This window comes from Nocardia sp. NPDC005825 (assembly GCF_040630175.1).
GTDB lineage: Bacteria > Actinomycetota > Actinomycetes > Mycobacteriales > Mycobacteriaceae > Nocardia.
In genome coordinates this window covers 601,813-615,722 of sequence record NZ_JBEXXC010000005.1, presented here as the reverse complement: position 1 = coordinate 615,722, position 13,910 = coordinate 601,813, and the positions used below count along the sequence as shown (strand labels likewise).

The 13,910-nt window shown below is 69.6% G+C and carries 14 protein-coding genes; 10 read left to right on the top strand and 4 right to left on the bottom strand.

The genetic code is table 11. The annotated features are described in order from the left end of the window. Window positions 1-139 precede the first annotated feature (139 nt). The gene (locus ABZ382_RS17820) at window positions 140-448 is read left to right on the top strand and encodes a hypothetical protein (protein ID WP_357089900.1); all 309 of its coding nucleotides are present in this window, start codon (window positions 140-142) and stop codon (window positions 446-448) included. Here the strand turns inward: ABZ382_RS17820 and ABZ382_RS17815 are convergent. After that, window positions 426-1,049, bottom strand: coding sequence for a TetR family transcriptional regulator (locus ABZ382_RS17815; RefSeq protein WP_357089898.1), 624 nt, complete (start codon window positions 1,047-1,049; stop codon window positions 426-428). The genes ABZ382_RS17820 and ABZ382_RS17815 overlap by 23 nt on opposite strands. Window positions 1,050-1,127: 78 nt before the next feature. Between ABZ382_RS17815 and zapE the strand changes: the two genes are divergently transcribed. The 9 genes from zapE to ABZ382_RS17770 all read left to right on the top strand — a co-directional run bounded on the left by zapE (window position 1,128) and on the right by ABZ382_RS17770 (window position 10,008). Beyond that, window positions 1,128-2,078 (top strand): cell division protein ZapE, encoded by a 951-nt coding sequence (gene zapE / locus ABZ382_RS17810; RefSeq protein ID WP_357089895.1) that lies wholly within the window; start codon window positions 1,128-1,130, stop codon window positions 2,076-2,078. A 224-nt stretch (window positions 2,079-2,302) separates the two neighbouring features. Continuing rightward, window positions 2,303-3,469 carry a glycosyltransferase family 1 protein gene (locus tag ABZ382_RS17805; protein ID WP_357089975.1) on the top strand — a complete coding sequence of 389 codons (1,167 nt, stop codon included), beginning with the start codon at window positions 2,303-2,305 and terminating at the stop codon, window positions 3,467-3,469. A gap of 2 nt (window positions 3,470-3,471) precedes the next feature. Then, window positions 3,472-4,932 (top strand): UDP-glucose/GDP-mannose dehydrogenase family protein, encoded by a 1,461-nt coding sequence (locus tag ABZ382_RS17800; protein WP_357089973.1) that lies wholly within the window; start codon window positions 3,472-3,474, stop codon window positions 4,930-4,932. 306 nt (window positions 4,933-5,238) lie between these two features. Then, a complete protein-coding gene (locus ABZ382_RS17795; protein ID WP_357089893.1) occupies window positions 5,239-6,153 on the top strand; it encodes a DUF4129 domain-containing protein in 915 nt (304 codons plus the stop codon). A 49-nt stretch (window positions 6,154-6,202) separates the two neighbouring features. Beyond that, window positions 6,203-6,703 carry a hypothetical protein gene (locus tag ABZ382_RS17790; protein WP_357089891.1) on the top strand — a complete coding sequence of 167 codons (501 nt, stop codon included), beginning with the start codon at window positions 6,203-6,205 and terminating at the stop codon, window positions 6,701-6,703. Between the two features lie 20 nt (window positions 6,704-6,723). Then, entirely contained in the window at window positions 6,724-7,686 is a 963-nt protein-coding gene (locus tag ABZ382_RS17785; RefSeq protein WP_357089889.1) for a MoxR family ATPase, read from the top strand. A 7-nt stretch (window positions 7,687-7,693) separates the two neighbouring features. Next, window positions 7,694-8,968 (top strand): DUF58 domain-containing protein, encoded by a 1,275-nt coding sequence (locus ABZ382_RS17780; RefSeq protein ID WP_357089887.1) that lies wholly within the window; start codon window positions 7,694-7,696, stop codon window positions 8,966-8,968. Further along, window positions 8,965-9,393, top strand: a complete 429-nt coding sequence (locus ABZ382_RS17775; protein WP_357089885.1) for a hypothetical protein — start codon at window positions 8,965-8,967, stop codon at window positions 9,391-9,393. Before ABZ382_RS17780 ends, ABZ382_RS17775 begins: the two co-directional genes overlap by 4 nt. A 54-nt stretch (window positions 9,394-9,447) precedes the next feature. Further along, complete coding sequence (locus ABZ382_RS17770) at window positions 9,448-10,008, top strand: RNA 2'-phosphotransferase (RefSeq protein ID WP_357089883.1); 561 nt, start codon at window positions 9,448-9,450, stop codon at window positions 10,006-10,008. Window positions 10,009-10,054: 46 nt separating this feature from the next. Here ABZ382_RS17770 and ABZ382_RS17765 read toward each other — a convergent pair whose 3' ends face one another. From ABZ382_RS17765 to ABZ382_RS17755, 3 genes are all read right to left on the bottom strand, one after another. Then, complete coding sequence (locus ABZ382_RS17765; RefSeq protein ID WP_357089881.1) at window positions 10,055-10,402, bottom strand: hypothetical protein; 348 nt, start codon at window positions 10,400-10,402, stop codon at window positions 10,055-10,057. A 295-nt stretch (window positions 10,403-10,697) separates the two neighbouring features. Continuing rightward, a complete protein-coding gene (locus ABZ382_RS17760) occupies window positions 10,698-12,308 on the bottom strand; it encodes a GMC family oxidoreductase N-terminal domain-containing protein (protein ID WP_357089880.1) in 1,611 nt (536 codons plus the stop codon). Next, window positions 12,301-13,710, bottom strand: coding sequence for a thioesterase domain-containing protein (locus ABZ382_RS17755; protein ID WP_357089878.1), 1,410 nt, complete (start codon window positions 13,708-13,710; stop codon window positions 12,301-12,303). Before ABZ382_RS17755 ends, ABZ382_RS17760 begins: the two co-directional genes overlap by 8 nt. Between the last annotated feature and the right edge of the window lie 200 nt (window positions 13,711-13,910).

Genomic DNA, 13,910 nt, shown 5'->3' with positions numbered 1-13,910 from the left:
GGCGGGGCGTGCTCACCACACCAAACCCCCAGGGGCGGGGGGCCCCGCACGCCCCCGGCCCCCCCCGCGCCGGTGGACTTCTGCATTCGGGCGGGCAGCGTACATTGGGACGGGATTCGCCTGTGGGGAAGGGATCGTCATGACCTTGCGAGACCGTCTGAACGAACTGTCGCGGCCGGGTGCGACGCCGGTGTTCGGGGAGCCGTACGAAACCCAGGACGGCACAACGGTTATCACCGTGACCGAGTCCGGGTTGTTCGGTCCGCGAGCGTGCGGCGTGTTCGTGGTCAGCGGCGGCAACGCCGAGTGGGTGTGCGCCACCAACGGTGAACGGATCGCGCTGCTCGGCGTGCTCACCGGGCTGATCGCGGCGGCGTTCGCGACCGCGGCCATGATCAAGCGGCCGCCGTGGCCGGACACCCGGATCACGATGACGAAGCACCTCTGAGTTGAACGGCGAGTACACCTTTCAGCTGGGCGACGCTCGCCGGGGTGCCCGGCGTGAGGTCGGTGCGGGCGCCGGCGAAGCGGTCGAAGACCAGGCCTTCGATGACCGCGATGAAATCGGCTGCGGCGGTGGCGGGTTCGGACGCGCCGAGGGTTTCGAACAGGCCGGTGGCGTGCTGGTGGGAGAAGAGGCTGCGCACCAGTCGCGGCCGTAGTTCGGTGTCGCCGAGCAGTTCGAGAATGAGCGCCTGCCGTGCGATCAGATGGTTGCGGCGATGTGCCAGTAGATGATCCAGCCAGCCCGCGATGCCGGTCGCGAGCGCGTCCAGGTCGATGTCCGCGCGCGTGCCCGGCAGGGCCGCGGGCGTGATCAGACCGCCCTGTCCGGTCGTGAAATCGGTGCGGGAGCGGGTGGTGATGCGGTCCACGACGGCCTCGATGAGCGCGCGTTTGGTGCGGAAGTAGTACGACGTCGAGCCCGCGGGGAGTTCCAGCGCGGTGTCGAGGGCCCGATGGGTGAGGGCCCGGAGTCCTTGCGCGGCAATGAGATCTATGGCGCTGTCCACGATGAGACTGCGCCGATCGGTTGTGGGAGTGGTCACCTTCGCTCCTCTGCGGCTTCGCGATCCTCTACAACTATAGAGGAAGCTCTACAGCAGTAGAGGAAGCGGGAGGTCGCAATGGAAACCACGGAGATCGTGCTCGACGCCGACCAGCGGACGGCCGCCGAACGACTCGACGCCATCGCCGCCCGGGTGGGCAAGCGGTGGCGGCGGCCGCGCGGGCTCTACCTGTACGGCGGGCCGGGCCGCGGCAAGACCATGCTGATGAACCGCTTCTTCGAATCGGTCCCCACGGCGCGCAAGCGGCGTTACCACTTCCACGCCTTCTTCGCGCGGCTGAACGCGGGCATCCACGAGTACGGCGGCATCGACGCCTCGGCCGCCGCGCTGCTGGGCGACGCCGAGCTGATCTGCTTCGACGAATTCCACGTCCACGACTCGGGCGACGCCCGCCTGGTGGCCCGGCTGCTGGACACCCTGTTCGCCCGGCACATCACGCTGGTGGTGACCTCGAACTACCCGCCGCAGGACCTGCTGCCCAATCCCTATATGCACGCCATGTTCGTGCCGACCATCGACCGCATCCTCGAGCACCTCGATGTGGTGTCGGTGAACGGGCCGACGGACTACCGCACGCTCGGCGGGGGGCACACCGGATTCGCGGCCGGGCACTACGTGGTCGGCGCCTGCCCCGAGACCGGGGCCGTGGACCTGCCGGTCGCGCACCGGCGGCTGCACGCCCGTGCGGTCGACAACGGCGTGATCACCGTCGATTTCGCGGAACTGTGCGGCATCCCGGTGTCGGCGGCCGATTTCCTCGAACTCGCCGCCGACCTCCACACCTGGGTGGTGTGCGACGTCCCGCCGCTGGGCACGGTCCCGCCGGACTGGGTGATGCGCTTCGTGAACCTGGTCGACGTGCTCTACGACGCCGACCTCGAACTGTCGGTCTACGCCGAGGTCCCGCTGGCCGAACTCGGCGGTGAGGTGCGCCGCGTCCCCGATCTCTACCGCACCCTCAGCCGCCTCGGCGAGCTGCGGGAACCTGCCAATCTCGAGGCGCGATAGCCGTTCGGCGAAGCCCCGGTGAACTGGCCGGGGAGATCGACGCGCACGGTTCACGTTCCGGCCATGCGGAGGGGGGCTCGGGTTTCGGGCCGCTTCCTACCGTGGCGTCAGGAGCTGCACCGAACCGGAGGGGACCGATGCGAATCCGCGAGCAGGCAAGGGATTCCGCGCCGCGGAACCCGAGCAGACCGAGTAATAGCCCCCATCTCCGGAACAGTGCCCGCCTGCGGGTGTTGGTTGTCGCCGAGTCCTTTCTTCCCCAGGTCAACGGCGTGACCAACTCCGTTCGGCGGGTGCTGGATCACCTGGCCGCCAAGGGTCACGAAGCCACACTGGTGGCCCCGACCGGACCGGCGAAATACGCCGGGTTCCGCGTGCACGTGGTGCGCGGAGCCCGGCTGCCGTTCTATCGGGACTTCCGGATCGGGCTCGAGACCCGCCGGCGGCTGCGCAAGATCATGCGCGAATTCCGGCCCGACGTCGTGCACATCGCCTCCCCTGCCACGCTGGGTTATCAGGCGGCGAAGGTCGCGGGCGAACTCGGGGTTCCGACGGTCGCCATCTATCAGACCGATCTGGTGGGTTTCGCGCTGCGCTACGACCTGCCCGGCGGCGTGCGCGCCATGACCGCCCTGACCCGCCGCATCCACCTGCGGGTGGACCGCACCCTCGCGCCCTCCACCGCCAGCCTGCGCCAGCTGGAGCTGATGGGCATCCCGGGGCTGGGCCGCTGGCCGCGGGGCGTGGACCTGCAGCAGTTCGGGCCCTTCCGTCGCTCGGAGGAACTCCGAAAGCGTCTGGCCCCCAACGGTGAAGCCCTGGTCGGCTATATCGGGCGGCTCGCCCCGGAGAAGGAACTCGAGCTGCTGGCCGCACTGCGCCCGCTGCCCGGGGTGCGGCTGGTCATCGTGGGTGGTGGCCCGGAGGAGAAGCGGCTGCGCAAGCTGTTGCCGGACGCGGAGTTCCTCGGCGTCCTGCACGGTGAGGAACTCGCGGCCGCGTACGCCTCGCTGGACGTCTTCGTGCACACCGGCCGTCACGAAACCTATTGCCAGGCAGCGCAGGAGGCACTGGCCTCCGGGGTGCCGGTGGTCGCGCCCAAGTCCGGCGGCCCGATCGACGTGATCACGCCCGGCGCCGGGTTCCTCTACCCGCCCGGCGACGCCGACGCCATGACCGCGCTGGTGCGCCGCCTGGTCGAGGACGACCGGCTGCGCGAGCACACCGCGGCCACCGCGGTGCGCAGTGTGCGCGACCGCTCCTGGGCCGCGGTCAACGACCTGCTCATCCGCCACTACCGCGAGGTGATCGCGGAACGCGCGCAGCCCGATTCGGCGCTGCGGTCCGACCCGGTGCCGGGCGAGGTCCCGGCTGCCAAGGAGGCATCCTGATGCTGCGCATCTCCGTCATCGGCACCGGCTACCTGGGCGCCACCCACGCCGCGGGCATGGCCGAACTCGGATTCGACGTGCTCGGGGTGGACAACGACCCGGCCAAGGCCGCGGCGCTGTCGGCCGGGCGGGTGCCCTTCCACGAACCCGGCCTGCCGGACCTGCTGGCCGGGCACGTGGCCAACGGCCGCCTGCGCTTCGGCACCTCGCTGGTCGCGGCCGCCGAGTTCGCCGACGTCCATTTCCTCTGTGTGGGAACGCCGCCCGGCGTGAACGGGGCCGCGGACCTGTCGCAGCTCTACAGCGCGCTGGACGGCCTGGTGCCGCACCTGACCCGCAACTGCCTGATCGTCGGCAAGTCCACGGTGCCGGTGGGCACGGCCGAGGCGCTCACCGCGCGCATCGCCGAGCTGGCCCCCGCGGGCATCTCGGTGGATCTGGCCTGGAACCCCGAGTTCCTGCGCGAGGGGCACGCCGTCCACGACACCCTGCACCCGAACCGGCTGGTGTTCGGCGTGACCACCCCGGACGCCGAATGGGCGCTGCGGCAGGTCTACGCCACCCCCATCGCCGGGGGATCGCCGGTGGTGATCACCAACCTGCCCACCGCGGAGCTGATCAAGGTGTCCGCGAACGCCTTCCTGGCGACCAAGATCTCGTTCATCAACGCCATGGCCGAGCTGTGCGATCTGACCGGCGCGGACGTGACCCTGCTGGCCGACGCGCTGGGCCACGACGACCGGATCGGCCGCAAGTTCCTGGGCGCCGGTCTCGGCTACGGCGGCGGCTGCTTGCCGAAGGACGTGCGCGCCCTGATCGCCCGCGCGACCGAACTCGGTGCGGGGGAGTCGGTGGCGTTCCTGCGGGACGTCGACGCGGTGAACCTGCGTCGCCGCGAGCGGGTGGTGCGCGAGACCCTAGAACTGCTCGGCGGCGTGCACCGGCCGGTCGGCCGGGTGGGCATCCTGGGCGCGGCCTTCAAGCCGCTCTCCGACGACGTGCGCGACTCCCCGGCCCTGGACGTGGCGCGGCAGCTGCACGCGGCGGGCGTCGAGGTGACCGTCTTCGACCCGGCCGCGACGGGTCCGGCGCGCGCGGTGGCGCCGCAGCTGGTGTTCGCGGCCACCCCCGCCGCCGCCCTGCACGAGGCCGATGTGGTGCTGCACCTGACCGAATGGCGGGAATTCCGGGAGCTGGACCCCGGCTTCCTGCGCACCGTCGCGCGCGGGCGGGTGATCATCGACGCTCGCAACACCCTGGATCCGGAGCCGTGGCTGGCCGCGGGCTGGGACTTCCGCGCCCTGGGCCGCCTGGTGGAGCCGCGGACGGCCGCCGGTGCGGTCGGCGCACCGGCCGGGAGCTCCTACCCGGGCCCCACCGCGATCCGGGACGTGGCCGAACCGGCCCGTGCCCTGCCGTCGCCGCTGACGCGCCTGCGCGCCCGGGTGCGCCGCACGGCCTGATCGCTGTAGATTCCGGCACTCCCGGTCCCGCGCCGGCGCCGCCGTTCGATCTCGAGGGTCGGTCCGTCGCGCCCGTGATCCACCACCGATGGTGATAAGTGGGGTTGCGCGTCGGCTGCCCGGCGTGGGTGGGATGACCTGGGTTTTCGGGGCTGGTGACGCTCGCCGCGCAGGTGGGGGATTTATGCGCGGCGGGTATGTGATTCCAGCTTCCCGATTTTGGTCCTGACGAACCGCTTGGCATGTAACTATGTGCCTGTTTCTGCTGGACTCTGGTTAGGAGTGGTCGTGACTGGGGTGGGGACGGTGGCAACGCGGACGATCGCACTGATCGGTCTCGTGGTGCTGGCTGTCGTCGCACTGCGCGGGTACGTTCCGGGAACCGGAGGACCCGCGGCGCCGCATCCGTCGTCGGCGGTGTCCCTGGCATTGATGCCGGTGCTGCTGCTGGTCTCGATGGTGATCCTGGTGGCCGGTGTGATCAACAGCCGGCACCGGCTGCCGCTCGCCATGCCCGAACCCGATCGCGAGAACCTGGTGCGCGTCCCGGGACTGCGGCGGCTCGGGCTGCTGGTGGTGGTCGGCGTCGCGGCGCTGGCGCTGATCGTGACCGCGGTGCTGTCGGTCTACCTGGTGACCCCCGCACGGCACGGCGAGAGCGGCACCCAGCCCACCGTGGCGCCCACCACGGAACCGCTGGAGACCACCGCGCCCCCGATGGACTCGGTGCCGGAGCCGTCGCTGAGCGGCACCGCGCTGCTGCTGGTCGGCATCACCGCCACCGTGCTGGTGCTGATCGCCATGACCGGCCTGGTGGTGGTCGCGGTCAACTCGAACCGCCGGCCCGTGCTGACCCGCACCCCGCTGCCGCAGCCCAGCCCCACCGAGGCGGTCTCGCTGGCCAAGGTGGCCGAGATGGGCCTGGCCGCCATGATCGCGCCCGGACAGGATCCGCGCACCGCCATCATCGCCTGCTACGTGGCCATGGAAAGTGGTCTGGCGCAGGCGCGGGAGGTCGCGCCGCTGGCCTCCGACACCCCCTCCGAGGTGCTGGCGCGGGCGTTCGACCGCGGCTTCCTGCACGACGCCTCGGCGCGGGAACTGGTGTCGCTGTTCGAGGAGGCGCGGTTCAGTCCGCACTCCATGCTGGAGTGGCAGCGGATGCGGGCCGAGCAGCTGCTGCGTATCGTATTGGCAGATCTCCAGGGGCTGGCCGCATGAAAGCTGTTGTGGTGGAGGAGATCTGGTGGGACCGAACGGGGGATCGGCCATGAATCGGGGCGCGATCGTGACCGGCGCGGTGGTGCTGGTGGTGGTGTTCGAGTTCGTCGCGCTCGGCAATCAGCGCGAACTGCTGCCGTTGCTCACCGGCATTCCGGTGGCGGGCGCGCTCGGACTGCTGGTGTGGACGCTGGTCGAGCGGTCGCGGCGGCTCGCCCTCGTCGAGGAGGACAACGACATCGACAACGGCCCCGTCGAGATGCTGCGCCGCTGGCAGGCGCGCGCCACAATGCTGGCCGACCGGTCCGAGGGCACCCGCGCCGACTGGGACCGGCACCTGCGGCCGTTGCTGGCCAAGGAGTTCGAGCTGACCAGCGGGCATCGGATGAACAAGAACCGCCGGGCCCTCGAGGTGGCGGGGCAGCTGCAGTTCGGCCCCGAACTGTGGCGATGGGTGGACCCGGCCAACTCGGCGCTGCGCGACGAGGTCAATCGCGCACCCGGCCGTGAAGCCCTCGACGAGATCCTGCGTCGGCTACAAGACATGTGAGATGAGATGCGAGAGTTGCCATGACATCACCGATGGACGTGACCATCAAGCGCACCGACGCCGTACTGCGCGAAGTATCCCGGGTCGTGGTCGGCAAGCGGGACGAGCTGCAGCTGATCATGATCGCGGTGCTGTCCGGCGGCCACATCCTGATCGAGGATCTGCCTGGCCTGGGCAAGACCCTGATCGCGCGCTCCTTCGCGACCGCGCTCGGGCTGAACTTCACCCGCGTGCAGTTCACCCCGGACCTGCTGCCCGCCGACCTGATCGGCTCCACCATCTACGACATGCATTCGGGCCGTTTCAGTTTCCGGCGCGGCCCGGTGTTCACCAATATGCTGCTGGCCGACGAGGTCAACCGCACCCCGCCCAAGACCCAGGCCGCCCTGCTGGAGGCCATGGCGGAGGGCCAGGTCTCGATCGACGGTGAGACCTTCCCGCTGCCACAGCCTTTCGTCGTCTTCGCCACCGACAACCCGATCGAGTATGAGGGCACCTACCCGCTGCCCGAGGCCCAGCTCGACCGCTTCGCCATGCAGCTGCGGCTCGGGTACCTGTCGGAGAACGACGAGATGAACATGATCCGCCGCCGCCTGGAACGTGGCGCGCAGCCCGCCCAGATCGGGCAGGTGGTGGACGCCGAGGGCCTGCTCGAGATGCGGCAGTCCGTCGAATTCGTGACCGTGCACCCCGATGTGGTCGGCTACGTGGTCTCGCTCGCCTCCGCCACCCGCGGCCACCCGCAGGTGGAGGTCGGTGCCAGCCCGCGCGCCGAACTCGATCTGGTGCAGATGGCCCGCGCTCGCGCCCTGCTGAACGGCCGCGACTACGTGGTCCCCGAGGACGTGAAGGCGCTGGCCATTCCCGCCATGGCGCACCGCATCACGCTGCGCCCCGAGATGTGGGTGCGTCGCATTCGCGGCGAGGACGTCATCTCCGAACTGCTGCGCCGCCTGCCCGTCCCGCGCGCCACCACCGCTTGAGGCACGCATGAAGCATCGCGACACCACCGCCTCCGTCGAGGCCGAACTGCGCTGGCGGCCCGCGCCGTTGGTGTTCATGCTCGCCGCGGTGTCGGCGCTCGCGCTGGTGCTGGCGGTGATCCTGGGCAAATGGCAGCTGGTGGTGTTCGCCGCGCCCATGCTCGGGGTGCTGGCCTCCGCGCCCTTGCAGCAGTCGCGCACCCGGATCCAGATCGACGGGTCCGGGGTGTTGCGCTGCTTCGAGACCGAGGAGGTGGTGCTGACCGCCGCCGCCTTCGTGGAGAGCGGCCACGCGCTGCTGCGGCTGCATCCGGAACCCCTGCCGGACATGGAGATCCACGTCGAGGAGACCGTCGACTCCGGCGTCTCCCCGGCCGGGCTGCGGCTGGCGCTGTCGGCGGAGCGTTGGGGCCGATACCCGGTGCCCATGCGGATCACCGCGCTCAGCCCCGCCGGACTGGCGGTGGCCTCGGTGCGGCTGCCCGCGGGGGAGCTGTACATCTACCCGATCACCGACCCGCAGCGGATGCGGTTGCCGCGCACCGAACTTCCCGAACGCATGGGCTCGCACCTGACCCGGCGGCACGGGCCCGGCGTGGAGTACGCCGACATCCGGGCCTACACCCCGGGCGACCAGCTGCGCACCGTCAACTGGCCGGTGAGCGCGCGACGCGGGCAGCTGTTCGTGACCGAACGCTTCACCAACCGGGCGGCGGACGTGGTGGTGCTGGTGGACACCTCGATGCAGGCACCCGGCCCCGCCTCGGAGTCGCTGGAGCTGTCGGTGCGCGGCGCCGCCCAGGTGGCGCAGTCCGCGCTGCAGGCCGGTGACCGCACCGCGGTGGTGTGCCTGGGCCGCAGCCCGCGCTGGCTGCGACCCGATATCGGCCGCCGCCAGTTCTATCGGATCGTGGACGCGGTCCTCGACGTCGGCGACGAGCACATCGGCATGCAGGGCTCGCTGGCCCCGCACTCCGCGGTCCCGATCGGCGCGGTCATCGTCGCCTTCTCGACCCTGCTGGACACCCAATTCGCCCTGGCCCTCATCGATCTGCGCAAACGCGGCCACGTCGTGGTGGTGATCGACGTGCTGCGCGGGCCGCCGTTCGGCGAGGGCCTGGACAATACGCTCGCCCGCATGTGGCAGCTGGAACGCACCTCCATGTACCGCGACATGGGCACCGTCGGCGTCGACATCGTGCCCTGGCCGGAGGACACCCGGCTCGACCAGGTGATGCGGCTGCTGCCCGAACACCGCCGCACCGTGAGGGTCCGCCGATGACGAAGTTCCTGGCCGTTCTGTCCGGCGTCCTGCTCGCGGGCGCGGTGGCCGTCGTCCTGCCCTGGGCGGCACTGCCGGTGGCCGTGCTGGCCGCGGCGGGCTGGCGCTGGCGGGCCTGCGCGGTGCTGGCCGTGCTGGCCGCCATGGCGGCGCTGGCCTGGGTCGGCACCGGGGCGCTGGTCGCGGGCGGCATCGGGCTGGTCGCCACCACCTATCTGCTGAACATCGCCACCGTGTCGGCCCCGGCGGGCGTGGTGCCCACCACGATTCCGTCGGTCGCGGGCGCGCTCCTGTTCACCGTGGCGGCGGGGGCGGCGACCGTGCTGCCCGCCGGACTGACCTGGGTGCCGATCCTCGCGCCGTTCGCCGTGATCGCCTTGTACGCCATGGTGGTGCGCGGACTGTCGAGCGACCCGGCCGCCTGACGCCCGGGCGAAAATCGCTTCGAATCCGCGTGCGGGACTGATTCACTCGCGAACATGAACGACTATCGCATGAACGAGCAGCAGCTCGTCCGGACCTCCAAGCGGCTGTCCCGGCATCTGCGGCACGCACCCGAGGCGATCGGGCTCACCCTGGACTCGGCCGGCTGGGTGGACGTCACCGCGCTGCTGGCGGGACTGGCCCGGCACGGCCGCACCGTCACGCGGCCCGAACTGGACGAGGTGGTGGCACGGAACAACAAGCGCCGCTTCGAATTCGACGCGACGGGGACCCGGATCCGCGCGAGTCAGGGGCACAGTGTCGACGTTGACCTGGAGTACCGGGCGACCACGCCGCCCGAACTGCTCTACCACGGCACCGTTGCCGCGGCCCTGCCCGGAATTCGCGCCGAGGGCCTGCGGCCCATGCGCCGCCACGATGTCCATCTGTCGGCGGATACCGAGACCGCCGTCAAGGTCGGTTCACGTCGAGGCCGACCCATCGTGCTGACCGTGGACGCCGCCGCGATGCACCGCGACGGGCACGAGTTCCGGGTCAGCGCCAATGGGGTCTGGCTGGTGGCCGCCGTCCCGCCCGGTTACCTCACCGGTCTCTGAGGTCCCGGCAGGACTCGAGCAGGACGGAATCCACTGTGGGCGAGAATTATTGGAGCGCGGGCGGCATCCGGGTCGGCTTGATCCGGCCGGCGTCGATGAGCGCCCGGAATGCCGCGGCTTTGCGCTGACATTCGGCGACCGGGCAGCGGCGGTGCTGCTGCATGGTGCGGTGGGCTTCCTGGACGCCCAGGGGGTGATCGGGGGCGAGGTGCGACCAGGAGGATGGTGCGGTGGTAGCCAACGCCAAGGCGTTGTGCTCCTTGGTGATTCGATCGCGGATCCGATCCACTGAGAGCCGATCCGGATCCTGGTGGGGGTGGTGCAGGCTCATGATGGCGATTGCCGTGACCACGAGCGCTGCGAGGGTGGCCGTGAACACTTGCCAGGCGGCCATTCGTTCACCTTCTCCATGTCTATCGGATGTAGTCAGAGAGATATTCAGTTGGTTAGCTAGATATTCACCGTATGCCCTGAAACGTTACGCCTCCAGCGTGTCCTGGGTCAGGAACAATCGAATTTCGGCCGCTTTCAGCAACTTCCCCGCGTCAAAGCAAACCGAAACGGTCGGTTTGCTGGCGGTGGACTTCACGATCCAGGCAGGGAGCGGCGACCCACTCCGCCGAGTGGAAATTCCACTCGCACAGTTATTTTCGGACGAGACCCGAACCCGTCCGCGCATGGTGGTTCGTCTAGAGGAACCCCGCGCACATCTCCCCGATGAGCAACGCGGGCGCATTGGTGTTGCCGCCGGTGATGTCCGGCATGATCGACGTGTCGGCGACCCGTAGGCCCTCGATCCCGTGCACGCGCAGCCGCGGGTCCACCACGGCGCGTTCGTCGACTCCCATCCGGCAGGTGCCGACCGGGTGATACACCGAGTGGATCCGATTGCCGAGTTCGCGGCGCATCGCGGCGGGATCGGTGAAGTCCGGGCCGGGGTGCAGCTCCCCGAGGCTCTCGCGCGCGATCTCCGGATGGGCCATGATCTCGCGCATCATGGCGACCCCTTCCAGCAGCACCTCGGCATCGGCGGGATCGGACAGGTAGGCGGGGTCGATCAGCGGGGCCCGTCGCGGATCCCGGGAGGCCAGGCGCACGGTGCCGCGGCTGCGGGGGTAGATCATGGTCGGCAGGACGGTGAACGCGGGCCGGGGATCCACCCGGTGCAGAATGTCGCGATCCTGGTTGGGTGCGACGTAACCCCAGGGCAGTGCGTGGATTTGCAGGTCCGGGACGGCCTCGGCGCGTGAGGTGCGCACGAAACCGACGCCTTCGAGGAAGGTGCGCCCGAACCAGCTCGATCCCGGCCGCCGTGTCTCGGTGAGCATGCCGCCCAGGAAATGCCCGAGCGTTCCGCGATGCGGCGAGTTCTTCACGACGTAGGTGAGCGGCACGAACAGGTGGTCGTGCAGATTGTCGCCGACGGGCAGGTCGGCGTGCACGGCGATGCCGTGCTCGCGCAGGTGCGCGGCGGGGCCGATGCCGGACAGCATCAGGAGCTGCGCCGACCCGATCGCCCCGGCGGACAGCACGACTTCCTGTGCCGCCCGGATGATTCGGGGCCCGGACCGATCGAGCACCTCCACTCCGGTCGCCCGGCCGTGCTCCACCACCACCCGGGACACCTGGACGCCGGTTTCGATGCGCAGGCGCGACCGATCGGTCAGGTAGGCGTGGGAAGAGCTGTAGCGCACGCCGTTCCGGGTGGTCTGCTGGAACAGCGACAGCCCTTCCTGGGATGCGCCGTTGTAGTCCTCGATCACCGGCACGCCGAGCGTTTCCGAAGCGGCGGTGAGGAATCCGGTGGTGGCGTCGCTGATGTCGGTGGCCCGGGTGACCGCGATCGGGCCGTCGCCGCCGCGCACCGCGCTCGGGCCGCCTTCCCAGGTCTCCATGCGCTTGAACGCGGGCAACACCTGCTCGTAGCCCCAGCCGTCGCAGCCCTGCGCGGCCCAGCCGTCGTAGTTCTCCCGGTTGCCGCGCACGAACACCATGCCGTTGACCGAACTGGAACCGCCGAGCACCTTGCCGCGGGTCATCGGAATGCGCCGTCCCGCAGCGTGTTTCTGCGGTACCGAGTACTGCTTCCAGCACAGGCGGGCGCGCAGCTGCGGGACGGTGTGGACGACGAACGTCATCCCGGGCACCCGCACCAGCCGGGTGTCGTCGCCGCGCCCGGCCTCGAGCAGGACGACACTGGCGCCGCGTTCGGCGAGGCGGCCCGCGACCACGGCGCCGGCGCTGCCCGCTCCGACGACGATGTAGTCGTACTCGGACGCGCGCGGGTTCGGGTCACGCATGGGGAGTGCTCAACTGTCCCAGCCATTCGTCGACCAACTGCGCGGTCGTAGGCGCCTCGGTGCTGCACAGTTCGACATGTTGCGCGTCCACGGTCCGGGCGGTCTGCGTGGTGGACCAGGTTTCGACGGGCCACTCGTTGAGGTTGTGCGTCGGTGACGGTTTCGTGCACTTGAGCACGAGCGTCTCGCAGTCGACGGGTCGATGCTCGTACTGCAACAGCAGGTCGAGCCAGCACGCCAGCGCGGTCAACCGTTCGGTGGTGAAGCCGGCGAGATCGGGGATCATCGCGTCGGTGTCGACCACGGCGTCCTTCGCGGTTCCGATTTGGCGCTCGTTCGCCTCCGGAGCGATGAAGGAATCGAAGATGATCAATCCCCGCGGCCGGGTATGGCCCTGCTCGAGCATTCGAGCCGCCGTGGCGTGAGCGAGATTGCCGCCGCCCGACATGCCGCCCAGCACGAATTCATCCTCCCCGACGGTGTCGCGGACGGATTCGGCGATGCTCTCGATGGCGGCGTCGAGCGAAGCGGGCAGGGGCTCGCCCGGCTCGTATCCCGACAGCGGGATGACAGAGAGCCGGCGATGTCCGCCCAGGTGCGCGGCGAGCAGAATGTACTGAATGAATCCGCCGAGAAATGCCGGGGTGCAGATCAATACGACATGGGGCAGGACGTCTCCGCCACTATTGTTGGGCGTGCCGCCGCTGAGCGCGATGCCCTTCGGTATTTCTGCCGAATAATGGTCGAATGTCTCACGAAGCTGCGCGGCCGCTAGCAGGAACTCCAGGCCGTCGACGAATTTATCGTCTGCGATCGCCTGTCTGAACATGCGGACAATGGAGGAATCAGCGGACTGGGCGGTCGGCGCGACTGCCTCGGCGGGGGTGTATTTCATTCCGCCGCCGCGCGGTACGAGCAGGATATCTCCGCGCATGGCGAGATGCGGCTCGGCGCTGGCGATCGCGAGGACGGTCATATTCCGTACCGCCATGAGTCCGGACAATTCCGCGAGGCCCTTATCGGGGGAGTCGGTGTCCAGGAGAACGATCCGCCCCGGGTGCTCGGATTGTGCTGACCGCACGAGTTCCCATACCGCCGCTCCCGCCGGGTGCGCGACTTCATCGGGCGAAGCCGAAATCGCATCACGCGTGAGCACCAGGAAGGTGCTGGAATCGAACCGTCGCTGTCCAGACCACGACCCGATAGCCTCCGACACCTTCTGTGTCACGGCGCGTGTATCCGTTGGCAGCGCACCGGATTCGTCCCGGCGACAGTCCAGAACTATTACCTGGGCATTGTCGGCGTCGCCGTTCAGTGCTTCTGCCCAGTCGCAGGGCGCCACCGCGGGCACCGAAGTCGGAGTGGGAATTATCGACCACTCGACAGTGTGCTGCTCATTCATGGATCCCCCCGATGTCTCGACCTGCCTCGCCGCCAGCATGCCACGGCGAACTGGCGTCGTCCACGTCTTGACTAGAACGTGTTCCTACGCGAAGCTGACAAGTACTGCGAGTCAGCTTGATTGGGGTGGGCGGCGGCGGAGCTGGAACGATGGCGTCCGCCGAGGCATTCCGCGATCTGAACCCAAGTCTCAATCTGGAT